The following is a 25,325-nucleotide window of genomic DNA, read 5'->3' on the forward strand; positions in this document are numbered from 1 at the left end:
AAGAAAACTATGTATCCGTTACTCAGAAACAGAAGACTTAGAACCAATAACGCTATTAGAAATTTAGTTAGAGAAACCTCTATAACACCACACGATTTTTTAGTGCCTTTATTTGTAGTAGAAGGCAAAAATGTAAAAGAAGAAATCCCTTCTATGCCCAACTATTACAGGCTAAGCCTTGATTTATTAGAAACCGAGGTGAAAGAGCTTTACAAAATGGACTTACAATCTGTTTTACTTTTTGTTAAAGTACCGGATGTATTGAAAGATAATACCGGAAAAGAAGCGCTAAATCCAAACGGATTAATGCAAAAGGCTATAAAAACCGTTAAAAATGCTTGTCCGGATATGCTGGTTATGACCGATGTTGCCTTAGACCCTTATTCTTCGTTTGGGCATGACGGCATTATTTCTAACGGTAAAATTAGCAATGACGAAACTGTTTCTGTACTGGCAAAAATGAGTTTATCGCATGCGCAAGCAGGTGCAGATTTTGTTGCTCCGAGTGATATGATGGATGGCAGAATTTTAGCTATACGCAATACTTTAGAAGAAAATGGTTTTCACGATACCGGAATAATGAGTTACAGCACTAAATACGCTTCAGCTTTTTATGGTCCGTTTCGCGATGCCTTAGATTCTGCTCCGGTTGAAGCCCAAAATATCCCGAAAGACAAAAAAACCTATCAAATGGATCCGGCTAACAGAACCGAAGCCATAAAAGAAACCATTATGGATATAGAAGAAGGAGCCGATATTGTAATGGTAAAACCCGGGCTCTGCTATTTAGATATTGTTAGAGAAATAAAAGATACTGTATCTGTTCCGGTTGCTGTTTATCAAGTAAGCGGAGAATATGCTATGGTTAAAGCAGCTGCAGAGAAGGGTTGGTTAGACCATGATGCTGTTATGTTAGAACAAGTTACGGCAATTAAACGTGCAGGAGCAGATATAATAGCCTCTTATTTTGCTAAAGATATTGTTAATTTGATTTCGTAGTTTTATAGAATACTTCTGTTATTCTATGAGTTTACTACATAAATATGTTCTTGTTAGTTTTATAACCGGTCTTTTAGCATTTACAGCTTTTTCACAAGAAAACAATTTAAAGTACACCACTTTAAACCAAGTCGGCTTAGACACCGTATTTATTTACAAAAAGGTAGATTCACTTATAACCTTAGGAATAAAAGAAAAAGCATTCCCCGGAGCTCAATTACTTGTTGCTTACAAAGGGGAAGTAGTTTTTTTTGAAACTTATGGTTATCATACCTACGATAGCATTAGGCCTGTTTTAAAAACAGATTTGTACGACTTAGCTTCTGTTACCAAAATTTTGGGTCCGTTACCTGCTTTAATGAAACTATATGAAGAGGGAAAACTTAACTTAGATGTTCCGTTTAGTACCTATTGGCCTTCCTGGAAACACAAAAAAAACAAAAAGCAGTTAACACTAAGAGAAATTCTGGCGCATCAGGCTGGGCTTGAACCGTATATTGTTTTTGCAAAAAAAGTTAAACCCAGAAAAAGATTAAAAAAACGTTTTGTTAGGCCTTATAAACATAAAAACTTCTCAATACAAGCCTATACTAACTTATTTGTAAGCAAACGCTTTAACAAAAAAATTTACAGGAAAATAAAACGCTCTAAGGTTAGCAAAAACAAAGAATACAAATATTCTGGTTTGAGCTTTTTAATATACCCTAAGCTAATAGAGAATCTTACCGGAAAATCTTACGAAAATTATATAACCGAAAATTTCTATAAGCCTTTAGGGTGTAATACATTAGTTTACAATCCGGCACAGAAAGGGCTGTTAAAACATGTTGTTCCTACAGAAATAGACACTCTTTTTAGAAATACTCTTGTAAAAGGTTGGGTGCACGATGAAAATGCAGCACTTATGGGCGGCTTATCTGGTAATGCAGGATTGTTTGGCAATGCACAAGATGTGGCTAAAATTATGATTATGTACGTTCAATATGGCAAGTATAATACCAAACGGTATTTAAAAGAGCAAACCGTTAAAGAATTTACCAAAATACAGTTTCCGGAAAATAAGAACAGAAGAGGTTTAGGCTTTGATAAGCCTCTAATTAATAATGATACATTGCCTTTGCAAAAAGCCTACCCTGCACCAGAGGTTAGTCCGGAAAGTTTTGGCCATGCAGGTTTTACAGGGACTTTTGTTTGGGCAGACCCAAAATACCAATTGGTATTTGTGCTCTTGTCTAATAGGGTTTACCCGTACAGATCACACAGAAAATTATACGAGTTAAATTTGCGTCCGGCTTTACAGCAGGTATTTTACAAAGCCTTATTACATACAAGTAATTAGTAAATAATTGCTACATTTAAACCAATTAAAAATTTGCTATGGGTTTATTGGTGTTTTATGCATTAATTTCGATTCTCTTTTCTTTCATATGCTCTATTTTAGAGGCTGTATTGTTGAGTGTTACACCTACTTTTATAAATGTTAAAAAGCAAGAAGGGAAATCGTATGCAAACGCTTTAGAATTGCTTAAAAAAGATGTAGACAAGCCTTTAATCGCTATCTTAACACTTAACACTATTGCGCATACCGTTGGTGCTATCTTAGTGGGGGTGCAAGCCGAAAAGGTTTTTGGCAATGGTAATAATGCCATTATGATTGTCTCGTCGGTTATGACTTTTTTAATTTTAGTAGTTTCAGAAATTATCCCAAAAACAATTGGTGCTACCTACTGGAAACAACTAGCTCGATCAGCTACCATTTTACTTAATGGTTTAATTTTCTTTTTTAAATGGACCGGCATTATTTGGATAATGCAATGGTTTACAAAACTCTTTGGTAAAGCACATCACGGAAGCGTGTTAAGTCGTGAAGACTTTTCGGCAATGGCTGAAATAGCAGAAGAAGAAGGTGTTTTTCAAGGATCTGAGAGTACCGTAATTAAAAACTTGCTAAAATTTGATGAGATTTTAGCAAAAGATGTTATGACTCCCAGAACCGTAATTAAAATGGCTCCGGAAAATCAAACAATTCAAGAGTTTTTTGATAAAAACCAAACTTTGCGATTTTCTAGAATCCCCATTTACCAAGATGTAAGAGACAACATTACCGGTTTGGTTTTAAAAAACGAAGTATTACAAGAAATTATAAACGGTAATGGTAAAAAACCCTTATCTGAAATTAAACGCAACGTAATTTTAGTTCCAAGAAGCTTACCAATTCCTAAACTGTTTGAGCAACTTGTAGAAACTAAAAACCATATGGCATTAGTTGTAGATGAGTTTGGCGCCATTAGTGGTTTGGTAACTATGGAAGATGTTATTGAAACTCTTTTAGGTTTAGAAATAATGGATGAAAGTGATAATGTAGAAGATATGCAAGCTCTCGCACGTAAAAGATGGGAAGATAGAGCAAAACGCCTTGGCCTTTTAGACGAGTAAGCATCATGGAAGAGGCCTACATACATACACCATTAGGAATTGCTAAATTAATTGGCAATAAAGATGGTTTACAAAGTATTACCATTTTAAACAGTGCTTCTAGAACTGTGGTAACAGATGTTATACCCGATGTTTTAACCGATGCCGTTTACCAATTAAATGAGTATTTTTTGGGTACACGAAAAACATTTTCTTTAAATCTTAATCCGCAAGGCACAAGTTTCCAACAAAAAGTTTGGCAAGAATTACAAAATATACCGTTTGGTACAACCATTTCGTATCTTACCCTTTCTAAGCGCTTAGGAGATCCTAAAGCAATTAGAGCAGTGGCTGCAGCAAATGGTAAAAACCCGTTATGGATTGTTATACCATGCCATAGGGTAATTGGCAGTAATGGAGACCTAACAGGTTATGCAGGAGGCATTTGGCGTAAAAAATGGCTGTTAGAACACGAAAGTCCGCATAAACAACAAACACTATTTTAAAAATTTAACTATATTTAAGTGCTTTCTTACAAATTAAGCTATGTTACAAAAACTTAACCTAGAGCACATTTTATTTATAGATATAGAAACGGTTCCTGAAAGCAAAGAGTTTGCAGCACTAACCGATGAAAAAAAACTTTTGTGGGAACAGAAAACAGCCTACCAACGTAAAGAAGATTATACCCCGGAAGAATTTTACGAACGTGCCGGGATTTGGGCAGAATTTGGTAAAATTATCTGTATTTCGGCCGGTTTTTTTGTGTTAAAAGGCGATCAAAGACAATTTAGAGTTACATCGTTTCACGGTGACGAGAAAACGATTTTGTTAGAATTTAAAAACCTCATTGAGAGCTATTTTAATAAACCATACCATTTGCTTTGCGCTCATAATGGTAAGGAGTTTGACTTCCCTTTTATTGCTCGACGAATGATTATAAATGGAGTGCCTTTACCCGGTAAACTAAATTTATTTGGTAAAAAACCATGGGATGTGCCACATTTAGATACACTTGAGTTATGGAAATTTGGTGATTACAAACATTATACTTCATTAAAACTACTTACTAATGTACTTAACATTCCGTCGCCCAAAGAAGATATAGATGGTAGTATGGTTAGAGATACCTTTTACGAAAACGAAGACTTAGATGCAATTATACAATATTGTGAGCGCGATGTGATTGCTGTTGCTCAAATATTTTTGCGCTTTAGAGGAGAAGATATTTTAGATAATTCTGAAATTTTAAGCGTGTAGTATTAAAAAGTATTTCGGTGTAATTGTACGTATACCGGAAAATGATCACTATAACCACCTAAATATTTTTTCCCTACATAGGTTCTAAACGGATTACCTTTGTATTTGCCTTTCCATTCAGATAAAAAACGCTTATCAAAAATATCAGCATGTGCAAAAGAAAGTTTGCCGGATTTGTTTTGTAAAAAATTATCGGTAAACATTATCTGATCAAACAAATTCCAATTCCCTTTATGGTTTAGACTACCGCGTTTGTAGGGGTTTAAAATGGTTTGCATTGGGTTAAACAAACCTGCATCATTTACCAATGTTTGTATGCTTTCAGAAAAAGGATCATCGTTAAAATCGCCCATAACAATAATATGAGCATTCGTCTCTTTCTCTTTTATGTTGTTAACAATATCTACAACCTTCTTAGCAGCCGTAACCCTTTTATATGATGTGGCTTCTGCTCCTTGTCTTCTTGATGGCCAATGGTTAACCAAAATGTGTAACATTGCTCCGTTTAACCAGCCCGACACTTCTAAAATATCTCTCGTATAATCGCGCTCTCCTTCTTCATTATACACCAAAACCGTATGTACCTCTGTGGTGTTTACCTTAAAATGTTTTTTACAATACAGTAGTGCTGTATCTATACCTCGCTCATCAGGAGAGTTAAAGTGCACCCATCCAAAATTATGTTTTCGTAAGGCTTTAGAGGCAACCAAATCGGCTATAACACGTTTATTTTCTACTTCGGCTATACCTACCAAAGAGGGTGGTTTTTTTGCACTATCAAAAGCAATATTAGCAATGGCCTTACCCAGTTTATGTATTTTCTTTTCGTACCTTTTTTTATTCCATTTCTTTTTACCGGAAGGCGTAAAATCATCGTCTAAAATAGTTGGGTCGTCTTCTGTGTCAAATAAATTCTCGAGATTGTAAAAAGCAACCGTAAAAATTTTATTATCTAACTGAACTACAGGTTTGGGTTTGTTAAAAAACGATAAATTCATGAAGTAGTTTGTGTGGATTACGTTAAAAATACAAAACCAAAAACAAAATCTTATTTTTTACCTTTGCAATTAATTTATTACTATGCTTGAGAAGAAGACGATAGATTATGAAAAAGCAGTGTTAATTGGGGTTATAAACAAAGAGCAAAGTCAAGAAAAGGTAAACGAATATTTAGATGAGCTTGAGTTTTTAACCTATACTGCCGGTGGTGAAGTTATAAAGCGATTTATACAACGTGTAGATACTCCCAACCCTAAAACCTATCTTGGTTCTGGTAAAATGAAAGAGGTAGAGACCTTTGTTAAAGAGCATAATGTAGGAACGGTTATTTTTGATGATGAGCTTTCTCCGGCGCAACAAAACAATATAGAAAAACTGCTTCGTTGTAAAATTTTAGACAGAACCGGACTTATTTTAGACATTTTTGCACAACGAGCACAAACCAGCTATGCAAGAACACAAGTAGAGCTTGCTCAATACGAATATTTATTACCAAGACTTACAGGACTTTGGACTCACCTTGAGCGCCAACGTGGTGGTATAGGAATGCGTGGTCCCGGTGAAACAGAAATAGAAACAGACCGCCGTATTGTTAGAGACCGCATTGCTTTGCTTAAAAAGAAACTTCAGAAAATAGATAAGCAAATGGAAACCCAGCGAGGCAATAGGGGCTCATTGGTACGTGTGGCGCTTGTTGGATATACCAACGTAGGGAAATCTACCCTAATGAACGTAATTAGTAAAAGCCACGTTTTTGCAGAAAACAAGCTCTTTGCAACATTAGATACCACTGTTAGAAAAGTGGTGATTGGCAACCTTCCCTTTTTGTTAAGTGATACGGTTGGATTTATTAGAAAACTCCCTACACAACTGGTTGAAAGTTTTAAAAGCACGTTAGATGAGGTTAGAGAAGCCGATTTATTGCTTCATGTGGTAGATATATCTCATCCTAATTTTGAAGAACATATAGAGTCTGTAAATAATATTTTAGCAGAAATAAACAGCATTAACAAGCCTACTATAATGGTGTTTAATAAAATAGACCAGCACACACATGATGAAATAGATGAAGACGATTTAGTTACCGAAAAAACCAAACGTCATTTTACGTTAAAAGACTGGAAACAAACCTGGATGAATAAACTGGGCGATAATGTATTGTTTATTTCGGCACTTAACAAAGAAAACTTAGAGCAGTTTAGAAACAGAGTTTATAAAGAAGTTAGAAAAATACATGTAACAAGATTTCCTTACAATAATTTTCTCTATCCAGAGATTATTACAGAGGAAGAAGAAACCAACGAATAAAAAAAAGCCCTCAAACTATTTTGAGGGCTTTTTTTAATGTGCTATGCTTTTATCTATAAATTAAAATTTACCCCTACTCCTAAAATTTCGCGTGTTTGAAACCCTTTAAACGCATTATCATCATAAATTGTTTGGAAGGTTAGATTAGTAGAAAGATATTTATTTATAGCCATCACTATATTTAAGGTATAATCTATATCTACATTTTGAGGGTCTTCTAAATAATTAGTGTATAAATTTAATATATTCTCCATAGTTACATTAGGCATTAAAGGCAACTTGTAATACGCATTTACGGCAGCACCCAGCTCAAAACGCATTGTTTTATTTGCCTTTACGCCAAAATACCTGTTGTCTGCATCTAATTGATTTCTTGGATCGTTTGGGTCTGTAAATTCACCATGCACAAAAATAAAACGTGAAGTTGCCGGTGCTAAGTTTATTTTAAGATTGTCGTTTTTTTTCCAGAGCATACCAGGACCGGCTTGTAAATAGGCCGGAGAGAAAAAGTGTGAAAATTGTTCGCCGGTTTCACTATCAAACCCTGAATCCATTTGGGTTTTAAAATTTAAAAAAGCCGAGTAAAACCAATTACCGTTTGCTTTTTTTCCGGCTAAAGAGTTAACCTCTAACCTATCGTCTGTTTTTTGCAAATCGCGACCTTCAACTTTTGTTATTCCGTACGATGCTATTAGTTTATTATCCCACGTCCAATCGTCTTTAACATAATTAAAATCATAATTAACCGATAGGTTTCCGGCAATATTATCTTCTCCGCCTGCTACCCAATTAGAGAAGGCAGACTGGTTAAATAAAAAGGTGACGGTTCCGCCCTTTTTCCATCCTTCTTTACTTTCTTCGGTTGTATCTTGTGCATATGTCAAAACAGAAAAACTTACTGCTAAAGCAAAAAATAATTTCTTCATAATGTGTTACTTAGGTTTTAGTTAAAGGTACGTAATTAATAAAACAACAAAGGGTTCTTTGCACTAGAACCCTTTATGCTTATTAGATGTAATTGTTATTTTTTTCGTTTAAATAAAGGTACAGATGAGCATGCTTCGCCATACATAACACTTTTTGCAACTTCTTGAATTTTTGCTGTGAGCATTACATAAGCATTTTGTGGTACGGGTTTGTTGCTACAACCTTTAATGATAATAGGTTTATTTATGTATTCAGAAACATCTAAATTGGCAATAACGTCTTGGTAAATAGCTGTTTCTAATTGCTCTAAATCTCCTATAATTACTCTTTTGGCATAAGGCGCTAATTTTGTTGTTATTAGCATGTAGGCCCAAGCAGGAATAATGGCTTCTGTAGAGCACGTTAAAGCCACGAAGGCATCTTTATACTGCTCCCAATTATGTTGCTCTACGGCTGCTCTGAACTCTTTTTCTCTTAAAACCAGGCCTTCAAACAACCAAGGTTTAATATCAAGTAAAATACGGCTACCTTCCGGATAAAATTCTTCCAGATTAACCGTAATTAATGGGCTTTTAGCAACTCTATTTACAATTTCGTCTGCCATATATTCTAAAGTAAACCAAGTTCAAGTTTTGCTTCTTCGCTCATAAGGTCTTGGCTCCAAGGAGGATCAAAAGTTATTTCTACTTCTACGTTTTTTACCTTATCTATGGTTCGCACTTTTTCTTCGACCTCTACCGGTAAGGTTTCTGCAACCGGGCAGTTTGGCGACGTTAGTGTCATAAGTATTTTAACGTCGTAATCTTCGTTTACAAACACATCATAAATTAACCCCAGTTCGTAAATGTCTACCGGAATTTCTGGATCGTATATAGTTTTTAAAACTCTAACTATTTTTTCTCCTAGCTCTTGTGTATTTATTGTGGTTTCGCTCATTTTTATTCAAATAATTGTTTTTGCTTAGTTTTCTTTTACTTGAGTTTGATACGCAATGGCATACAATTTTAACTGCTTAATCATACTTACCAAACCATTAGCTCTGGTTGGTGAAAGGTGTTCTTTAAGACCAATTTCATCTATAAAAGACGTATCGGCCTCAATGATATCTTGAGGTCTTTGGTTTGAAAATACTCTAATTAAAATAGCAATTATACCTTTTGTAAGTATGGCATCACTATCTGCCGTAAACACTACTTTATCGTCTTTAAGTTCTGCGTGAACCCATACTTTACTCTGGCAACCTTTAATTAAATTATCGTCGGTTTTATATTGTTCTTCAATTAATGGAAGAGATTTTCCGAGCTCTATTATATACTCATAGCGCTGCATCCAATCATCAAACATAGAAAATTCATCAACAATCTCTTCTTGAATTTCTTGTATTGTCATACCTAAATTTTTTTTGCAAAAATACAACAACTGTTATTGGTTATCAATACTTTCTGCTAATGATAGTATTTGATTTACCAATGGTTGTAAAACTTTAGGCGGATTACCGTGATCAAAATTATTTGATATGTAAGTATTGCCATTTTTTACAATAGTTATATGTGCCGATGCAGCTCCGTCATAACTATTTTTATTAGAAGGAGCTTTTATTGTTGCTATTTCTTTAAGTTTAATAGCGTTTATTGTATTTCTTAGAGCTTTCCAATCTTTCTTTGAGCATTTTCTTTGTACAGCAGTTGCACTTCTGTTCGGAATAACCTCAATTGTTTTTTGAGTGATGTTTATTTGATAATTAATCTCTCTCGAAACAGCCGTGTAAGTTATTTTACTTACGTCTTCTTGTGAGCAGGTTTTCACCGAAAACAACAAACAAAAACTAAGTAATACAAATTTCATTTTTACAGTTTACAGTAAAAGTATACAAAAAAGACGCCAAAAAGGCGTCTTATGCATTTTAGTTAGCTTTTATTTAACTAAGCATCTGTTTTGCTTGTTTTACTGCATCAACAAAAGCATCTACTTCTTCTATTATATTGTAAAAAGCAAAGCTTGCCCTTACAGTACCTGGAATTTTATAAAAATCCATTATGGGTTGTGCACAATGATGGCCGGTTCTAACGGCAATTCCTAATTTATCTACTATACTACCAATATCGTACGGATGTATTCCTTGTATATTAAACGACAATACTGAGGTTTTTTTACTTAAATCTTTCGGACCGTAAATTTCTACCCCTTCTATTTCTAAAAGACGTTTGGTAGCGTATTCTAACAATTCTTGCTCGTAATTTGCAATAGCATCAAAGCCTATGCTATTCATATAATCTATAGCTGCACCAAAAGCAATGCCTCCACAAATATTGGGTGTTCCGGCTTCAAACTTATGAGGCAAATCGGCGTACGTGGTTTTCTCAAAAGTAACCTCAGCAATCATTTCTCCACCTCCTTGATAGGGGGGTAGTTTTTTTAACCAATTTTCTTTTCCATACAAAATACCCACGCCGGTAGGCCCACACATTTTATGCGCAGAAGCCACATAAAAATCTACATCTAATGCTTGTACATCTGGTTTTAAATGCGGACAAGCCTGTGCGCCATCTATTAAAACAGCAGCTCCAACGGCATGAGCGCTATCTATAATTTCTTTTATAGGATTTATAGTGCCTAACGCATTAGAAATATGGTTGCAAAAAACCAATTTTGTTTTTGGGCTAAGTATTTTTTTATACGTATCTAAATCTAACTCCCCTTCTGTTGTCATAGGGATTACTTGTAGTTTAGCGCCGGTTTTTTGGCAAAGCATTTGCCATGGTACAATATTAGAATGGTGTTCTAAAGCAGATACTATTACTTGGTCGCCTTCTTTTAAAAATTCTGCAAAGCCCGATGCAACTAAATTTATTCCGTGAGTTGTACCACTGGTAAAAATTATTTCGTGTGATTTTGCAGCATTAAAATGATGCTGAATTTTTTGGCGTGCTTCCTCGTAAGCATCTGTTGCTTCTTGGCTTAGCGTATGCACTCCTCTATGAATATTAGCGTTATAATAACTGTAATAATGCACAATAGCATCTATTACAACTTGTGGGGTTTGCGAGGTAGCAGCATTATCTAAGTACACCAACGGCTTACCGTTAACTTTTCGGTTTAAAATAGGAAAATCTGCTCGTATTTTTTGTACATTAAACATCTTACAAATTTAAAGTTACAAAGGTACTAACTATTTGTATTTTGATATCTTTATAAAGACAACAATCTTAATTTATGAAATTACTTAAACGCTTACTCCTTGTTCTCTTCTTGGCATTTATTGGTATTGTAATTTATAATTATCCGCGCTTAAATATTATTTCGGGTTATTCGGCTAAAAATATGGCTTCTTCTGTTTTTATTGCCGGAAGAACACCTGATTTTACTGATGCTAACGACAATAATTTTTCTCCCGTTAATATTGCAAAAGACGAAGTTAATTTTGAAGAACAATACGCAACCGCTTCGGTTTACGGTTTTATGAAACGAAAAGCCATTTACAGAGATGGTTTAGGTTGTGTATTAATTAATGATGATTTTGATGTTAATGCTCCTTATTTAAAACCCGTTAGAAATCAACAAGTTGCAGATAGTTTACCATATCCGTACGGAACACTTGCCCAAAAAGACACTGTTTTTGCTGCTATAGATTATAATAAGCTTACAGCTGCAGTAGCAGATGCTTTTACAGATAACCATATAAAAAAAACACGGGCTGTTTTAGTTTTTTACGGTGATTACCTAATTGCCGAAAAATATGCAGAGGGTTACAATAAAGATTCTAAATTTTTGGGGTGGTCTATGACCAAGAGTGTTTTAGCCACACTGTACGGCGTATTACAACATCAAGGAAAACTCTCTGTAGATGAAACTGCTCCTATTGCAAAATGGCAAGACGATAGCCGTAAAAACATTACCCTGCACAACTTACTGCAAATGAATAGCGGTTTAGAATGGGACGAAGATTACAATACCATTTCTGATGTTTCTAAAATGCTTTTTTTGGCTGAAGATATGACGCAAATTCAAGCCGAAAAGCCGGCTGAATATGCTCCTAATCAACATTGGAATTACTCTTCCGGCACCACAAATTTATTATCGGGTATTTTGAGAAAGCAATTTAAAACGCATCAAGAATATTTAAACTTTCCGTACAAAGCTCTTATAGATAGAATTGGAATGCACAGCATGATTTTAGAGGCAGACATGGCCGGTAATTATGTTGGCTCATCGTATAGCTGGGCTACCGCAAGAGACTGGGCTAAATTTGGGTTGTTATACTTACACAAAGGCAACTGGAACTGCGATCAAGTTTTTGCTAAAGAATGGGTAGATTACATAACTACACCCGCTCCAAATTCGGGTGGGCAATACGGAGCACATTTTTGGTTAAATAAAGGTCCGCAAAACCATATGCCGTTAGTGCCAAACGATGCTTTTATGGCTAACGGATACCAAGGACAGCGTATTACTATAATCCCTTCTAAAAATTTATTGATTGTTAGGTTTGGTCTGGTAGAATATCCTGATTTTGACTTCAATACTTTTTTAGGAAATATTGTTGCTGCTGTTAAAAACTAAGTAAACTGTATAAGAAAAACTTATTTACTTAGCATTGTATTGCTAATTACTTCTTATGCAGTACAAAAAAACACTTCTGCAGAAGATTATAAAAATAATAAACCAATACTTCTCTTATTTTACCGGAGATGAAAAAGCAATTAATAAAAAGTTATATAATTATTATAAAAATAAACAAAGCTATTCTGATATTGTAGCTAATAATCTTACTCAACATGAATTTATGTCTCAATGTAGAATTTTTTTCATAATCGCTTGCCACATGGGATAATCATTCACATTCTAACGAATATTATAAAATATTATCTTGGGGAGGGTTAGAATCTTCTCCTAATTACAATAATTTACCAAATAAAACCGAAATACAAAATGCAATACGAAACGAAAGATTTGGGCGTAATAATGCTAAGGGTATCAAGTGTAATTAGTTTTATTATATTATTTTTATTTTTTTTTACAAGTTGTCTGCCTACTCAAAATTTAGTTGAAAAAAATAGTGGTAGCATAGATATAATTAAACTAAAAACTAAACGAGGTGGACAACATCTTTTAGTAAACTGCTTTGATTTTGAAACTAAAAAAAATATTCCCGCAACAGTAATTACAAACGGTATTTTTTTAAACTCCCTAAGTTTCCTTGTTTATCCTGGAACTTATTCCATTGAAGGTATTTATCCTATGAAAAAAAGTATAAAAAAAACCATCCAAATTAAAAAGGGAGATTCTATTGTAGTTAATTTATATTTCAAAGATTTAAAAGAGGGTATTCACTAACAAGAATTAATTTTATAAATTATTATATCTCTGAATGAAATCAAAAAAATTAAAAAGTTTGCCGGAGATTATATCTTAAAAACAGATAAAAAGGATTTAACAATCAACACACAAATTATTGAATCAAATTCACTCGCTAAATTAGATGCTGAATTGAAAAAACTAAACGTAGAATGGAACTGAATACATTTATTTTATGTAAAAAAGATGATAAATGAAATGTTGTTTATACATACTATGATTAGTTGTATTAATACTACAAAAAACCAAACAAAAAAAAGCAGCTTAAAAAGCTGCTTTTTGTTCTTTTTATAAATCGGCAAAGCCTAAACTAACGCCCAGTTTCATGGCAATTAGTTTATTAATTCGCGCTTTAATTTCGGGTATTTTAACGCTTTCTAAAACATTGTTTGCAAACGCATACATAAGTAATGCTTTAGCCTCTTTTTCGGGTATTCCACGAGCACGTAAATAAAACAGTGCCTCGCTATCTAATTGCCCTACGGTACACCCGTGCGAGCATTTTACATCGTCTGCAAAAATTTCTAATTGCGGTTTAGTATTAATGGTAGATTTATCGCCAATTAAAATATTATTGTTTTGCTGGAAAGCATTTGTTTTTTGCGCTTCTTTTTCAACTATAATTTTACCATTAAACACTCCGGTGCTTTTATCGGCATAAATACCTTTATAGTCTTGGTGGCTTTCACAATTAGGTTCTTTATGATGCACTAAGGTATAGTGATCTATATGTTGTTTATCGCCAATAATTGTGATGCCTTTTAAAGTAGACTCAACATGTTGATCGTTCTGATAAAAATTTAAATTATTACGCACTAAGTTTCCGCCAAAAGAAAACGTGTGAACGCTTGCATGGCTATCGCGTTGTTGCGATATGTAGGTATTGTCTATTAACGAAGCCGAAAGCGTATCGTTTTGAATTTTGTAATAATCAACAATAGCCTTTTTGTTAGCAAAAATCTCTGTTACAGAGTTGGTTAACACCGGATTATTAGTTAAGCTTTGATGGCGCTCTATTATTTGTACATGCGCATTCTCACCAACTACTATTAAATTTCTGGGCTGTAACATTAAAGCCGATTCTGTTCCGGTAGCAAAGTGTATAATTTGTATTGGCTTGCTAACTACTTTCCCTTTAGGTATATAAATGTATGCTCCTTCTCTGCTAAATGCAGTGTTTAACGACGTTAAACTATCGTCTTTTTTGGCTGCTTTGTTAAAGTAAGCATCTATTATTACTTTATATTTTGGTTTGGTGAGTGCCGCACTCATTAAGCACACATCTATACCTTCGTGTGTAGTTTCAGAGAGGTAAGAACTATATACACCGTCTATAAATACAATTTTATACGAATCTATATCGTGAATAAAGTATTTTTTTACCTCTTTAAACTCTAAGGCTGTTTCTTGCTTTGGAAAAACACTATAATTATTTTTTAAGATGCTGTTAAGCGATGTGTATTTCCAGGCTTCTTCTTTTTTAGTAGGAAAGCCTTTGCTTTCAAAAAACTTTATGGCTTCGGTTCTAATATCATGTACAGGAGAATCTACATCTACCTGATCTTCAAAAGCCATAAAAGATGATATTAATTTATCTTTTAAATCCATTTCGTAACGTTTCGTAATTGGCTAAATATTAACTATTAACCTCTTCTTTAATCCAATCGTACCCTTTTTCTTCGAGCTCCATGGCCAATTCTTTACTGCCGGATTTTACAATTCTACCGTTGTGTAAAACGTGTACAAAATCCGGAACAATATAATCTAACAAGCGTTGGTAGTGTGTAATTACAACCACCGCATTGTCTTTGCTTCGTAATTTATTAACTCCGTTTGCAACAACTTTTAAAGCGTCTATGTCTAATCCTGAGTCTGTTTCATCTAAAATGGCTAATTTAGGTTCTAACATAGCCATCTGAAAAATCTCGTTACGCTTTTTCTCTCCCCCTGAGAATCCTTCGTTAAGTGAACGCGATAAGAATTTACGGTCTATTTCAAGCATGTCGGCTTTTTCACGTATTTTCTTAAGCATTTCGTTTGCAGGCATCTCTTCTAAACCTTGCGCTTTACGAGTTTCGTTTATCGCTGTTTTAATAAAATTAGTAACGGTAACCCCCGGAATTTCTACCGGATATTGAAATGACAAGAAAATACCTTTATGCGCTCTTTCTTCTGGAGCTAGCTCTGTAATATCTTCTTCGTTAAAAATAATTTCGCCTTTAACTACTTCATACTCTTCGTTCCCGGCAATCACACTAGAGAGTGTACTTTTTCCAGACCCGTTTGGCCCCATAATAGCATGTACCTCGCCCGGTTTAACCTCAAGGTTAATCCCTTTTAGTATCTCTCTTTCTTCTACTGCTGCGTGTAAATTGTTAATTTTTAACATCTTGTATGTGTTGTGTATTTACTGTTTTATTAATTCTTGTAATTTTTTAAAATCTTCCGGTGAATGCTGTATAATTACATGTGCATTCGTTTTTTGGGCAAACTCCTCAAAAAGCTCCATACTTTCTTTGGTTTGCTCAATATTATAATTAAAGCTTGGCGCTACTTTATTATCTCTGTTTTCTTTAAAATGATATAAATCTCCCGTTAACAAAATTGGGCGTTCTTTACCTATGTCTATAAATAACACTTGATGCCCAATGGTATGCCCCGGCATGTATTTTATAACCACTTTGCCATCACCAAACACATCGTAATCACCATCTAGTTTTATTACCTTTTTAAGATTTTTAACTGCATTGTAGCTATCCGGAGCTTGTGTTTTTGCGTCATCTGATGTTATAAAATCGTACTCATTTTTTTGAACCAGCCATGTTGCATTTGTAAAGTTGGCTGCTGCTCCAACATGATCAAAATGCGTATGCGAAAGTGCCAAGTAATCTACATCGTCTAAGCGCAATCCTATTGATTGTAATTGGTTTACTAAAGAGTCTTTTCTTGAAACTGTAAAATACCCACCTTTGTCTGTAAATGGCTCGGGCATACCTACTAAGTTTTCAGGCAATCCGGTGTCCCAAACTAATATTCCTTTGGGATGTTTAACCACATAAAAAGCATTTGCAAATGTTTTTTGTTGCCCTTGGTACAGTTGCCCTTCTTCAGAAAAAATTTCTAGCTTGTTGGCAATAACCGTCCCGCCATCCAGCACATATAGTGTAACTGTTTGGTTATTATTAATGCTCTTTTCTTGCTTTTTTTGCTCCTTACAGGCCAAAAAAGTGAAAGCCAGTAAGAAAACCACAACTTTTTTCATGTTGTTTTCGTTTATCCTACAGAACCTTCCAGCGAAATTTCTAATAGTTTTTGCGCTTCTACAGCAAACTCCATAGGAAGTTTGTTTAATACCTCTTTACTAAATCCATTTACAATTAATGCAATAGCCTTCTCGGTATCTATCCCTCTTTGGTTACAGTAAAATATTTGGTCTTCACCAATTTTACTCGTTGTTGCTTCGTGCTCTACTTGAGCTGTTTTATTTTTTGCTTCTATATACGGAAAAGTATGTGCTCCGCATTCGTTGCCCATTAAAAGCGAATCGCATTGCGAAAAGTTTCTGGCATTTTCTGCACGTGCATTAATTTGTACTAATCCGCGATAACTGTTTTGAGACTTACCTGCCGAGATACCTTTAGAAATAATGGTTGATTTGGTGTTTTTACCCAAATGAATCATTTTGGTTCCGGTATCTGCCTGCTGGTGGTTGTTTGTTACTGCAATAGAGTAGAACTCTCCAATAGAGTTATCTCCTTTTAATATACATGAAGGATATTTCCAGGTAATAGCAGAACCTGTTTCTACCTGAGTCCAAGAGATTTTTGCATTTTTCTCGCACAGTCCTCTTTTAGTTACAAAGTTAAAAACGCCTCCTTTGCCTTCTTTATCTCCCGGGAACCAGTTCTGAACAGTAGAGTATTTTATCTCTGCTCCTTCTAGGGCAATAAGCTCTACAACTGCAGCGTGTAACTGGTTTTCGTCTCTTTGTGGTGCTGTACACCCTTCTAAGTAACTCACATAACTACCTTCGTCTGCAATTACCAATGTACGCTCAAACTGTCCAGTTCCTGCTTGGTTAATTCTAAAATAGGTTGAAAGTTCCATAGGGCATTTTACACCCTTTGGAATATAACAGAACGAACCATCTGAAAATACAGCTGAGTTTAATGCTGCATAAAAATTATCTTTTCGTGGTACAACTGTACCAATGTATTTTTTTACAAGTTCTGGGTGCTCCTGAATGGCTTCGGACATAGAGCAGAAAATAATTCCTTTTTCTGCTAAGGTTTTTTTAAAGGTTGTTGCTACAGAAACTGAGTCCATAACCACATCTACAGCAACCCCGGCTAATTTTTTTTGCTCTTCTAAAGAAATTCCGAGCTTGTTAAACGTTTCTATTAACTCAGGATCAACCTCATCTAAACTATTGTATTTAGGTTTCTTTTTAGGTGCCGAGTAATAGGATATGTCTTGAAAGTTAGGCTTTTGGTATGTAACGTTAGCCCACTCCGGCTCTTCCATTTTAGTCCACGCTCTAAACGCTTCTAAGCGCCATTCGGTCATCCATTCCGGTTCGTTTTTCTTTGCCGAAATTGCACGCACAATATCTTCGTTAAGGCCTTTAGGTAAGGTATCGGCCTCAATATCTGTATAAAACCCGTACTGGTATTCTTTGGTTTCTAACTCTTTCTTTAATTCTTCTTCTGTATAGGCCATAAACTTGGTTTTAAATTGGCTTGAGCCAAGTATTATAACGAAAAACTTTCACCGCAACCGCAAGTGCGTTGCGCATTTGGGTTGTTAAAAACAAACCCTTTACCATTTAATCCTCCCGAGTATTCTAAGGTTGTACCAACTAAATACAAAAAGCTTTTTTTATCTACCACTATTCGTACTTGGTTATCTTCAAAAACCTTATCGTCATCAGAATAGGTGTTGTCAAACTTTAATTCGTACGAAAGCCCACTGCATCCTCCGCTTTTAACACCTACGCGCACAAAGTCTTTAGTAGCATCAAAACCTTCTTCGGTCATGAGCTCTACTACTTTTTTGCGAGCTGTATCTGAAACTTTTATCATCTTTTTAATTAAATTAAATCTAATTAACTGCAAAAATACTACATAGAATGCTAATTACCACACTCTGCAGTATTATTATACCCAATAGATTAATAAGTTTTGATTATTGTAGGTGTGTTGTATTACTTTAATTTAACAATTAAAGCATCTTTTTTGCCCTTATTGGTTTGTGAATGATTATCGGTGCTTTCTGTTGTGCCAACAAAAAGTACTTTGTTTGTTTGAGTTTGAATACTGTGAAAACCAAAGTCTAAACTACTCCCTCCAAATGATTTTTCCCAGACTAAATTACCATTGGCATCTGTTTGTATAAGCCAGGCGTCATTTTCTCCAAAAAATTCTTCTCTGTTTGTGGTGCTTTTAGAGTTCCCTGAAATTAAAAACCCTCCGTTTCTGGTAATTGAAACTCCTCTGGCATCATCAAAATCTGAACCTCCAATAGTTTTCTCCCACAATAACTCTCCTTTATCGTTTATTTTAATCATCCAAATATCAGAGCCTCCATTATTGCTTTTTACTTGCTTATCTGAACTAAACGTATTACCAACAATTACATAGGCATTATCTGGTGTTGCTGTCATGGCATAAGCAATATCTATTTGGCTGCCTCCAAAAGATTGCTCCCAGACTTTGTTCCCCTCTGCATTTACTTTTACTACCCAAAAATCGTAGCTTCCTTTACTGTTAGAGATATCAAAATCTTCGCTTTCAGAAAACCCTGCAATAACAAATCCTCCGTCGGGTGCGGCAGCAACAGCATGAGCTCTATCGTTATTGCTGCCTCCAAAGTATCGTCGCCATTCTAAATTTCCGTTGGCATCTACTTTTGTACCCCAAAACTCCCCAACGCCATGTGCAGTAATGTTACTTGATTTGCCTTCCGAACCTAAACCTCCGGATGCTGTTACATCTAAAAAACCAACAAAAAAGAATCCGCCATCTTGCGTTTGTAATAAATCGTACGCATGATCATGACCTGCAAATCCATAACTTTTTTCCCATTGTAAATTGCCTGCCGCATCTAATTTTAGCAACCAATTATCATGAAACCCTTCATTGTTAGAGGCATCACCATCACTACTCATGCTATAGCCAACTACTGCAAACCCTCCATCTGAAGTTTCTACAATAGCTTGCCCTTTATCATCACCACTACCTCCGTATGTTTTGCTCCAAATAATATTGCCTTGAGCATCTATTTTGGTTACCCAAAAATCATTTACAACTACATCTTTATCTTTTATATCTCCATCTGTGCTACTGGTGTAACCTACAATAGCGTAGCCACCATCTGAGGTTTCTATTATTTTCTGCGCCACATCGTCTTCACTACCTCCAAGTAGTAAAATCCAATCTATTTCTCCTGCAAAGGGTTGTATAAAAGGTAAATTATCGTCTTTATCTGAACACGAAAAGAGAGTTATAACAAAAGTTATGATTGCTAAGATATTTTTGCGCATGCGTTAATCTTTCTTTTTTATGATAAAAAGACCGCTATTGATATCACTTACTACTATGTTTCCGCTACTAAAAAAAGGATACACGCTCCAAACACCATTAAAATTAGATAAATCATCTTGCGGGTAGGTATCAAAAAAGCCTATTTCGGTTATATTATTAATGTCAGAAACATCTATCATTCTAACGCCGGCTGTGTAGTTTGCCAAATAAAAAGTATTGCCGTTTATGTAACCGTTGTGATCTATAGCATTGGTAGGGCCTAAATACGTGTTGTGTAGTTGAGGATTGTTTAAATCTGAAAAATCAAAAACAAGTGTTCTGCTTCTAAAGCCATCACTAATTTCATCAAACTCGTCTCCTAATAAAAAGTATCTGTGGTCTGGTGTAAACCAGCCTTGGTGGGTGTACCCTACGTTACCATATGTTAACGTGGTTATAGTTTGCGGATTACTTTTGTCAGTTACGTCTACAATTACAACTTGACTCTCGTTTGCTCCTACAAAAATTTCTCTTCCCTGATACGATGTGTCCGGTCCGTTATAGGTTATAACTTGAGCATCATGTGTGTACCCTAACGCTCCAAAACCACCTTCTGCTGTTGGGTTTAGCGGGTCTTGAATATTTATAAAATGTACTCCACCGTTATAGGCATCGTTAGTGTCTGTGCCCACAACATAAGCGTACCCTGTGTCTTCGTTAATAACTATATTATGTGCATTACCAAAACCGGTATAGTGAGTAGCTGCTGTAAAAGTAACCGGCGGATTTGTAACATTATTAAGTTGCGACAAATTAAAAACTTGCATTCCGTGTCCGGGAGCTTCACTTACAATAAAAGCATGGTTGTTGTATACTTTTATATCTCTCCAACCACTATTGCTGGTTGCTGTAGGTAGTTTTCCTAAATAAACCGGATTGAAAGGGTCTGAAATATCTACAAATACGGTTCCGTTATTAACTCCCATAATAGCATATTCTTTCCCATTAGCAGGGTCAGTCCAACCCCAAGAATCATTCCCTCCAGTTGCATTAAACTCATTTAATGTTATGTGAGATTGTAAATTATAATCATTGCAAGGATAGTTTTCTGCAAAACCATTTTCGCAAACTATAGCTTGATCATCTGTTGGATCTGGGTCTGGGTCCGGGTCTGGGTTTTCTGTGCCTTGTTGCATTGGGGCATCATCATTACTTGAACACGAAATTATAAGCACCGGTAAGCATACTAACAGGATTGTTAAAAAAAGAGGTTTCTTCATCTTTTACATTTATCTTATAAAGGTACATATTATATAAACGAACAGCTTTTTAATTTAATATAAAGGCTTTTAAAATAACCTATTATTTAACAGAAGCGTGTATTTTTGCAGCATGATAGAAGATAAAAACCAAAAACGAACTTCGTTGTCTGAGTTAGGTGAATTTGGATTAATAGAACACCTTACAAAACATTTTGAACTCAAACAAAAATCTACTATAAAAGGTGTTGGGGACGATGCTGCAGTAATTGACCACAAGAGTAAGCAAACACTTGTTTCTACAGATTTGTTAATAGAGGGCGTGCATTTTGATTTAAGCTATATGCCTCTTAAACATTTGGGTTATAAATCTGTAATGGTTAACCTGTCTGATATTTATGCCATGAACGGCAATCCAACCCAAATTACGGTTTCTATTGCTGTTTCTAACCGTTTTCCGTTAGAAGCTATAGAAGAACTTTACAGTGGTATACAACTGGCTTGCAAACTTTATGATGTAGATTTAGTGGGTGGTGATACTACCTCATCTAATAAAGGATTACTTATTAGCATAACCGCCATAGGAGAAGCTAATAAAACCAATATTGTTTACAGAAACGGTGCTAAACCTAATGATTTATTAGTGGTTACCGGAGATATTGCCGGGGCTTACATGGGATTGCAAGTGCTTGAGCGCGAAAAAGAAGTTTTTAAAGTTAATCCTAACAATCAGCCCGATTTAACTCCTTACGATTATATTATTGAAAGACAGCTTAAACCGGAAGCCCGAAAAGACATTGTTAAGCTATTAAAAGATTTAAAGGTAAAGCCGACGGCTATGATAGATATTAGCGACGGGCTATCGTCTGAAATATTGCATATCTGTAAACAATCTAATGTTGGATGCAGGTTGTATGAAGACAAAATACCTTTAGACCCACAAGTTATAAGAACTTGCGAGGAGTTTAACTTAGATAGCACCACAATTGCATTAAGTGGCGGAGAAGACTACGAGTTATTATTTACAATAGCACAAGACGATTACAACAAGATAAAAGGCAATCCAAACCTAACGGTTATTGGCCATATGACACCTCCTGAAGAAGGTGAAAATTTGGTAACAAGAGCCAATACCTTAGTGCCTCTTAAAGCAAGAGGTTGGAATGCATTACAAGACTAGGCAACTAAGCTGCCGTGTGTTGGTGTGCCATTTTTTTTTGGTAAATCATTGCCAACGTTTCGTTAATTTCTTTTAAACGAGGTGTTAGCTTAGAGAGGTTACCACTAACATCTGTGGTAGCTTGCTCGTGGCAATGTAAACATTTATACTCTTTAATGTGAGAAGTAACTCGTTTAGTTACTACATAACGATGGCCAAATAACATGCAATACCATTTGCCCATCTTTAAACCGGAAGTTTTTTGGGGTGATTTCATAGCAAAAATTTAGGTTTAAAAGATTCATAATTAAGATTGGGTATTACTAATGTATTGATTTTTGTGTAACCATCAAACTTTCAGCCGGTTAAGTCGATTAACTACAGCTTACTCCTTTAAAACATCAATAAACAATAACTTTAGTGTACATTACATAACTTATTTTGTTACAGATTATTGCGCTTTTATTGTGCTGTTTATCGATTTTTATAAACTATTTTTCGATTATCACATTTAAAATTTGGTTAACTTACGCCCAGATTTTTTTAGATGAAGAAAACTAAAGAAACTTTTGTAGCCGGATTTGCACTTTTTGCCATGTTTTTTGGCGCCGGAAACCTTATTTTACCTCCGTATCTTGGTTTTCAGGCTGGCGAAGATTGGAGTTGGGTAGTAGTAGGTTTTGCAATTACAGCAGTAATAATTCCGATGCTTGGAATTTTTGCGCATGCAAAACTACAAGGCACTATGTTTGACTTTGCTAAGAAAGTTTCTCCGCTCTTTAGTCTTTTTTACTGTGTAATAGTTTACCTTATATCTGTTGCTTTACCGGCTCCCCGAACTGCATCGGTTACACACGAAATGGCAATAGCTCCCTTTTTCCCCGAAGTTAGTTCTTGGGTAACCAGCTTGGTATATTTTTCGTTAGTTTTTGTTTTTGTTATAAACCGCTCTAAAGTTCTTACGCTAATTGGCAAATACTTAACCCCTTTAATTGTTCTTATTTTAATTGCAATAATTTTTAAAGCAATTAATATGCCTCACGATGCAATGGCAAAATCGTTGTTTGACGATGCTGTTGTTGCAGGTTTGTTAGAAGGATACCAAACTTTTGATGCAATTGGCTCTATTGTAGTTGGAGCAGTTATTATAGTTTCTTTAAATATTGATGGTAGGTATAACTACCTTCAAAAAAAACAATTAATAAGAAACTCAGGCATTATTGCTGCTTGTGGGTTATTATTAATGTATGTTGGCTTAGTATTATGCGGAGCGCTTTTTAGTGCAGAATTTTTAGAAGACACCACCAGAACGCAACTACTATCAAGACTTAGCTTTGCTACACTTGGTGCTTTAGCCAACAGTTTTTTAAGTATTTTAATAGCATTGGCTTGTTTTACAACAGCAGTTGGTATAATTACGGGTACTGCAGATTTTATGAAAAGCATTTTTAATAATTCTAAAAAAGCTTATCTCATAACAGCAATTATAGCTTGTGTTTTAGGTGTTTTGGTTGGGCAGTTTAATGTACATTATATTATAGATATTGCATTGCCTGCACTAATGTTTATTTACCCAATTACTATTGTTTTAATCTTGTTAAACATTTTACCTTCCGGATATAAAACTAAGCTGGTTTTTAGAACTGTTATTTTGGTAACTTTTTTATTTAGTATCCCAGACTTTTTAAACTTTTTATTACCGGCGGGCTCATTAAATAGCATAATTAATCATATCCCTTTTTCGCAATTTAATTTAGGGTGGGTTTTTCCTGCATTAACAGCTTTTATAGTGGTAATGCTAATAGAAAAAAATAAAAAACCAGTCGGTTAAGACTGGTTCATTAATTCTTCGATTTCGTCGGCTTCAATCGGAATGTTTTTCATGAGATTTAGTGGTTCTCCTGATTCTTGAATAACCACATCATCTTCAAGCCTAATTCCAAATCCTTCTTCCGGAATATAAATACCGGGCTCTACCGTAAACACCATATTAGGTTTCATGGGTTCGTGTAGTAATCCGTAGTCGTGAGTATCTAACCCAATATGATGGCTAGTGCCATGCATAAAGTATTTTTTATAGGCAGGCCAATCCGGATTTTCGTTTTGTACATCTGCTTTATCTAACAAACCTAATCCTAACAGCTCTGACGTCATTATTTTACCAACCTCAACATGATACTCTTCCCATAGAGTTCCCGGCACTAACATTTTGGTAGCTTCATTTTTAACTCTGTTAACAGCATTATACACTTCTTTTTGGCGTTTGGTAAAACGTCCTGAAACGGGAATGGTTCTACTCATATCTGATGAGTAATTAGCATATTCTGCCCCAACATCCATTAGTAAAAGATCGCCTTCTTTACACTGTTGATTGTTTTGAATATAGTGCAAGACATTGGCATTTTTACCCGATGCAATTATTGGAGTGTAAGCAAATCCTCTTGATCTGTTTCTTAAAAACTCGTGCATGTATTCGGCTTCAATTTCGTACTCCCACACACCCGGTTTAACAAAATTAAGTACACGCCTAAAACCTTTTTCGGTTATGCTGCAAGCATGTTGCATTATAGCTAGCTCAATCGGATCTTTTACGGCGCGTAATCTTTGTAAAATAGGATTACTCTTAGCAACGCCATGTGCCGGATATTTTTCTTTTAACCATTTTGTAAAACGGTCTTCTCTGGTTTCGGTCTGTACGTTTGCCCTGTAATGTTCATTTGTGTTAATGTAAACCGTGTCACACTGGGTCATCATTTCAAAAAGTACTTTCTCTAAATCTTGAAGCCAGTACACCGTTTTTATACCTGAAATCTCAAAAGCTTTCTCTTTAGTAAGTTTTTCTCCTTCCCAAACAGCTACATGCTCATTAGTTTCTCTTAAAAATAATACCTCTCTGTGTTTTTCTTTAGGGCAATCCGGAAATAACACCAATATACTCTCTTCTTGGTCTACACCACTCAAATAAAAAATATCGCGATGCTGCTGAAAAGGCATTGTGCTATCTGCACTAATTGGGTAAATATCGTTACTATTAAATACCGCCAGACTGTTTGGCTTCATCTGAGCCATAAAGTTTTTACGGTTTTTTATAAACAAGTTGCTATCAATTGGATCGTACTTCAT

The 25,325-nt window shown here is 35.2% G+C and carries 26 protein-coding genes; 10 read left to right on the forward strand and 16 right to left on the reverse strand.

Annotation, left to right across the window (positions count from 1 at the left end; genetic code table 11):
* Positions 1–9: 9 nt before the first annotated feature.
* Genes hemB through ACZ5CF_RS02400 form a run of 5 tightly spaced genes read left to right on the forward strand, consistent with a single transcriptional unit; the run spans position 10 to position 4,674 of the window.
* Positions 10–999 carry a porphobilinogen synthase gene (gene hemB, locus ACZ5CF_RS02380; RefSeq protein ID WP_464580129.1) on the forward strand — a complete coding sequence of 330 codons (990 nt, stop codon included), beginning with the start codon at positions 10–12 and terminating at the stop codon, positions 997–999.
* A gap of 25 nt (positions 1,000–1,024) precedes the next feature.
* The gene (locus ACZ5CF_RS02385; RefSeq protein WP_464580131.1) at positions 1,025–2,338 is read left to right on the forward strand and encodes a serine hydrolase domain-containing protein; all 1,314 of its coding nucleotides are present in this window, start codon (positions 1,025–1,027) and stop codon (positions 2,336–2,338) included.
* A 38-nt stretch (positions 2,339–2,376) separates the two neighbouring features.
* Entirely contained in the window at positions 2,377–3,435 is a 1,059-nt protein-coding gene (locus ACZ5CF_RS02390) for a CNNM domain-containing protein (RefSeq protein ID WP_464580132.1), read from the forward strand.
* A 5-nt stretch (positions 3,436–3,440) separates the two neighbouring features.
* The gene (locus ACZ5CF_RS02395) at positions 3,441–3,920 is read left to right on the forward strand and encodes a methylated-DNA--[protein]-cysteine S-methyltransferase (RefSeq protein ID WP_464580133.1); all 480 of its coding nucleotides are present in this window, start codon (positions 3,441–3,443) and stop codon (positions 3,918–3,920) included.
* Positions 3,921–3,960: 40 nt separating this feature from the next.
* On the forward strand, positions 3,961–4,674 hold the full coding sequence (locus ACZ5CF_RS02400) for a 3'-5' exonuclease (RefSeq protein WP_464580134.1): 714 nt from the start codon (positions 3,961–3,963) through the stop codon (positions 4,672–4,674).
* Between the two features lie 2 nt (positions 4,675–4,676).
* Here the strand turns inward: ACZ5CF_RS02400 and ACZ5CF_RS02405 are convergent, their stop codons facing one another.
* A complete protein-coding gene (locus ACZ5CF_RS02405) occupies positions 4,677–5,672 on the reverse strand; it encodes an endonuclease/exonuclease/phosphatase family protein (protein ID WP_464580135.1) in 996 nt (331 codons plus the stop codon).
* An 82-nt stretch (positions 5,673–5,754) separates the two neighbouring features.
* On the opposite strand from ACZ5CF_RS02405, the gene hflX reads away from it, so the two are divergent.
* A complete protein-coding gene (hflX, locus tag ACZ5CF_RS02410) occupies positions 5,755–6,981 on the forward strand; it encodes a GTPase HflX (RefSeq protein WP_464580136.1) in 1,227 nt (408 codons plus the stop codon).
* Positions 6,982–7,034: 53 nt separating this feature from the next.
* Here hflX and ACZ5CF_RS02415 read toward each other — a convergent pair whose 3' ends face one another.
* The 6 genes from ACZ5CF_RS02415 to ACZ5CF_RS02440 form a co-directional block, all read right to left on the reverse strand.
* Positions 7,035–7,907: a DUF3078 domain-containing protein gene (locus ACZ5CF_RS02415; protein ID WP_464580137.1), complete on the reverse strand. Its 873-nt coding sequence runs from the start codon at positions 7,905–7,907 to the stop codon at positions 7,035–7,037.
* 95 nt (positions 7,908–8,002) lie between these two features.
* Positions 8,003–8,512 (reverse strand): DUF2480 family protein, encoded by a 510-nt coding sequence (locus ACZ5CF_RS02420; RefSeq protein WP_464580138.1) that lies wholly within the window; start codon positions 8,510–8,512, stop codon positions 8,003–8,005.
* Positions 8,513–8,517: 5 nt separating this feature from the next.
* A complete protein-coding gene (locus tag ACZ5CF_RS02425; protein WP_464580139.1) occupies positions 8,518–8,844 on the reverse strand; it encodes an SUF system Fe-S cluster assembly protein in 327 nt (108 codons plus the stop codon).
* 24 nt (positions 8,845–8,868) lie between these two features.
* The gene (locus tag ACZ5CF_RS02430) at positions 8,869–9,297 is read right to left on the reverse strand and encodes a SufE family protein (protein ID WP_464580141.1); all 429 of its coding nucleotides are present in this window, start codon (positions 9,295–9,297) and stop codon (positions 8,869–8,871) included.
* Between the two features lie 33 nt (positions 9,298–9,330).
* Entirely contained in the window at positions 9,331–9,753 is a 423-nt protein-coding gene (locus ACZ5CF_RS02435) for a hypothetical protein (protein WP_464580142.1), read from the reverse strand.
* Between the two features lie 73 nt (positions 9,754–9,826).
* Positions 9,827–11,047 (reverse strand): aminotransferase class V-fold PLP-dependent enzyme, encoded by a 1,221-nt coding sequence (locus tag ACZ5CF_RS02440; RefSeq protein WP_464580143.1) that lies wholly within the window; start codon positions 11,045–11,047, stop codon positions 9,827–9,829.
* 74 nt (positions 11,048–11,121) lie between these two features.
* Between ACZ5CF_RS02440 and ACZ5CF_RS02445 the strand changes: the two genes are divergently transcribed.
* Both ACZ5CF_RS02445 and ACZ5CF_RS02450 read left to right on the forward strand, forming a co-directional pair.
* Positions 11,122–12,468, forward strand: coding sequence for a serine hydrolase domain-containing protein (locus tag ACZ5CF_RS02445; RefSeq protein ID WP_464580144.1), 1,347 nt, complete (start codon positions 11,122–11,124; stop codon positions 12,466–12,468).
* A 369-nt stretch (positions 12,469–12,837) separates the two neighbouring features.
* Positions 12,838–13,242, forward strand: coding sequence for a hypothetical protein (locus tag ACZ5CF_RS02450; RefSeq protein WP_464580145.1), 405 nt, complete (start codon positions 12,838–12,840; stop codon positions 13,240–13,242).
* A gap of 309 nt (positions 13,243–13,551) precedes the next feature.
* Here ACZ5CF_RS02450 and sufD read toward each other — a convergent pair whose 3' ends face one another.
* The 7 genes from sufD to ACZ5CF_RS02485 all read right to left on the reverse strand — a co-directional run bounded on the left by sufD (position 13,552) and on the right by ACZ5CF_RS02485 (position 21,064).
* Positions 13,552–14,871 (reverse strand): Fe-S cluster assembly protein SufD, encoded by a 1,320-nt coding sequence (gene sufD / locus ACZ5CF_RS02455; RefSeq protein ID WP_464580146.1) that lies wholly within the window; start codon positions 14,869–14,871, stop codon positions 13,552–13,554.
* A gap of 28 nt (positions 14,872–14,899) precedes the next feature.
* Positions 14,900–15,652 carry a Fe-S cluster assembly ATPase SufC gene (gene sufC / locus ACZ5CF_RS02460; protein ID WP_464580148.1) on the reverse strand — a complete coding sequence of 251 codons (753 nt, stop codon included), beginning with the start codon at positions 15,650–15,652 and terminating at the stop codon, positions 14,900–14,902.
* A gap of 18 nt (positions 15,653–15,670) precedes the next feature.
* Positions 15,671–16,525 (reverse strand): N-acyl homoserine lactonase family protein, encoded by an 855-nt coding sequence (locus ACZ5CF_RS02465; RefSeq protein ID WP_464580149.1) that lies wholly within the window; start codon positions 16,523–16,525, stop codon positions 15,671–15,673.
* 11 nt (positions 16,526–16,536) lie between these two features.
* Positions 16,537–17,982 carry a Fe-S cluster assembly protein SufB gene (gene sufB / locus ACZ5CF_RS02470; protein ID WP_464580150.1) on the reverse strand — a complete coding sequence of 482 codons (1,446 nt, stop codon included), beginning with the start codon at positions 17,980–17,982 and terminating at the stop codon, positions 16,537–16,539.
* A gap of 32 nt (positions 17,983–18,014) precedes the next feature.
* Positions 18,015–18,344 (reverse strand): HesB/IscA family protein, encoded by a 330-nt coding sequence (locus ACZ5CF_RS02475; protein ID WP_464580151.1) that lies wholly within the window; start codon positions 18,342–18,344, stop codon positions 18,015–18,017.
* Between the two features lie 122 nt (positions 18,345–18,466).
* Complete coding sequence (locus ACZ5CF_RS02480) at positions 18,467–19,804, reverse strand: hypothetical protein (protein ID WP_464580152.1); 1,338 nt, start codon at positions 19,802–19,804, stop codon at positions 18,467–18,469.
* 3 nt (positions 19,805–19,807) lie between these two features.
* Positions 19,808–21,064: a choice-of-anchor B family protein gene (locus ACZ5CF_RS02485; protein ID WP_464580153.1), complete on the reverse strand. Its 1,257-nt coding sequence runs from the start codon at positions 21,062–21,064 to the stop codon at positions 19,808–19,810.
* Positions 21,065–21,176: 112 nt separating this feature from the next.
* On the opposite strand from ACZ5CF_RS02485, the gene thiL reads away from it, so the two are divergent.
* Entirely contained in the window at positions 21,177–22,223 is a 1,047-nt protein-coding gene (thiL, locus tag ACZ5CF_RS02490) for a thiamine-phosphate kinase (RefSeq protein WP_464580154.1), read from the forward strand.
* 4 nt (positions 22,224–22,227) lie between these two features.
* Here thiL and ACZ5CF_RS02495 read toward each other — a convergent pair whose 3' ends face one another.
* Entirely contained in the window at positions 22,228–22,479 is a 252-nt protein-coding gene (locus ACZ5CF_RS02495; protein WP_464580156.1) for a hypothetical protein, read from the reverse strand.
* 270 nt (positions 22,480–22,749) lie between these two features.
* On the opposite strand from ACZ5CF_RS02495, the gene brnQ reads away from it, so the two are divergent.
* The gene (gene brnQ / locus ACZ5CF_RS02500) at positions 22,750–24,033 is read left to right on the forward strand and encodes a branched-chain amino acid transport system II carrier protein (protein ID WP_464580157.1); all 1,284 of its coding nucleotides are present in this window, start codon (positions 22,750–22,752) and stop codon (positions 24,031–24,033) included.
* Here brnQ and ACZ5CF_RS02505 read toward each other — a convergent pair.
* Positions 24,030–25,325, reverse strand: a complete 1,296-nt coding sequence (locus ACZ5CF_RS02505) for an aminopeptidase P N-terminal domain-containing protein (protein WP_464580158.1) — start codon at positions 25,323–25,325, stop codon at positions 24,030–24,032. The two genes, brnQ and ACZ5CF_RS02505, sit on opposite strands and share 4 nt — an antisense overlap.

This window comes from Lutaonella thermophila (assembly GCF_055387725.1).

Bases quoted from the DNA above. Each gene is read 5' to 3' on its own strand.
- hemB (WP_464580129.1), top strand. From the start codon at position 10: ATGTATCCGTTACTCAGAAACAGAAGACTTAGAACCAATAACGCTATT.
- ACZ5CF_RS02385 (WP_464580131.1), top strand. From the start codon at position 1,025: ATGAGTTTACTACATAAATATGTTCTTGTTAGTTTTATAACCGGTCTT.
- ACZ5CF_RS02390 (WP_464580132.1), top strand. From the start codon at position 2,377: ATGGGTTTATTGGTGTTTTATGCATTAATTTCGATTCTCTTTTCTTTC.
- ACZ5CF_RS02395 (WP_464580133.1), top strand. From the start codon at position 3,441: ATGGAAGAGGCCTACATACATACACCATTAGGAATTGCTAAATTAATT.
- ACZ5CF_RS02400 (WP_464580134.1), top strand. From the start codon at position 3,961: ATGTTACAAAAACTTAACCTAGAGCACATTTTATTTATAGATATAGAA.
- ACZ5CF_RS02405 (WP_464580135.1), bottom strand. From the start codon at position 5,672: ATGAATTTATCGTTTTTTAACAAACCCAAACCTGTAGTTCAGTTAGAT.
- hflX (WP_464580136.1), top strand. From the start codon at position 5,755: ATGCTTGAGAAGAAGACGATAGATTATGAAAAAGCAGTGTTAATTGGG.
- ACZ5CF_RS02415 (WP_464580137.1), bottom strand. From the start codon at position 7,907: ATGAAGAAATTATTTTTTGCTTTAGCAGTAAGTTTTTCTGTTTTGACA.
- ACZ5CF_RS02420 (WP_464580138.1), bottom strand. From the start codon at position 8,512: ATGGCAGACGAAATTGTAAATAGAGTTGCTAAAAGCCCATTAATTACG.
- ACZ5CF_RS02425 (WP_464580139.1), bottom strand. From the start codon at position 8,844: ATGAGCGAAACCACAATAAATACACAAGAGCTAGGAGAAAAAATAGTT.
- ACZ5CF_RS02430 (WP_464580141.1), bottom strand. From the start codon at position 9,297: ATGACAATACAAGAAATTCAAGAAGAGATTGTTGATGAATTTTCTATG.
- ACZ5CF_RS02435 (WP_464580142.1), bottom strand. From the start codon at position 9,753: ATGAAATTTGTATTACTTAGTTTTTGTTTGTTGTTTTCGGTGAAAACC.
- ACZ5CF_RS02440 (WP_464580143.1), bottom strand. From the start codon at position 11,047: ATGTTTAATGTACAAAAAATACGAGCAGATTTTCCTATTTTAAACCGA.
- ACZ5CF_RS02445 (WP_464580144.1), top strand. From the start codon at position 11,122: ATGAAATTACTTAAACGCTTACTCCTTGTTCTCTTCTTGGCATTTATT.
- ACZ5CF_RS02450 (WP_464580145.1), top strand. From the start codon at position 12,838: ATGCAATACGAAACGAAAGATTTGGGCGTAATAATGCTAAGGGTATCA.
- sufD (WP_464580146.1), bottom strand. From the start codon at position 14,871: ATGGATTTAAAAGATAAATTAATATCATCTTTTATGGCTTTTGAAGAT.
- sufC (WP_464580148.1), bottom strand. From the start codon at position 15,652: ATGTTAAAAATTAACAATTTACACGCAGCAGTAGAAGAAAGAGAGATA.
- ACZ5CF_RS02465 (WP_464580149.1), bottom strand. From the start codon at position 16,525: ATGAAAAAAGTTGTGGTTTTCTTACTGGCTTTCACTTTTTTGGCCTGT.
- sufB (WP_464580150.1), bottom strand. From the start codon at position 17,982: ATGGCCTATACAGAAGAAGAATTAAAGAAAGAGTTAGAAACCAAAGAA.
- ACZ5CF_RS02475 (WP_464580151.1), bottom strand. From the start codon at position 18,344: ATGATAAAAGTTTCAGATACAGCTCGCAAAAAAGTAGTAGAGCTCATG.
- ACZ5CF_RS02480 (WP_464580152.1), bottom strand. From the start codon at position 19,804: ATGCGCAAAAATATCTTAGCAATCATAACTTTTGTTATAACTCTCTTT.
- ACZ5CF_RS02485 (WP_464580153.1), bottom strand. From the start codon at position 21,064: ATGAAGAAACCTCTTTTTTTAACAATCCTGTTAGTATGCTTACCGGTG.
- thiL (WP_464580154.1), top strand. From the start codon at position 21,177: ATGATAGAAGATAAAAACCAAAAACGAACTTCGTTGTCTGAGTTAGGT.
- ACZ5CF_RS02495 (WP_464580156.1), bottom strand. From the start codon at position 22,479: ATGAAATCACCCCAAAAAACTTCCGGTTTAAAGATGGGCAAATGGTAT.
- brnQ (WP_464580157.1), top strand. From the start codon at position 22,750: ATGAAGAAAACTAAAGAAACTTTTGTAGCCGGATTTGCACTTTTTGCC.
- ACZ5CF_RS02505 (WP_464580158.1), bottom strand. From the start codon at position 25,325: ATGAAGTACGATCCAATTGATAGCAACTTGTTTATAAAAAACCGTAAA.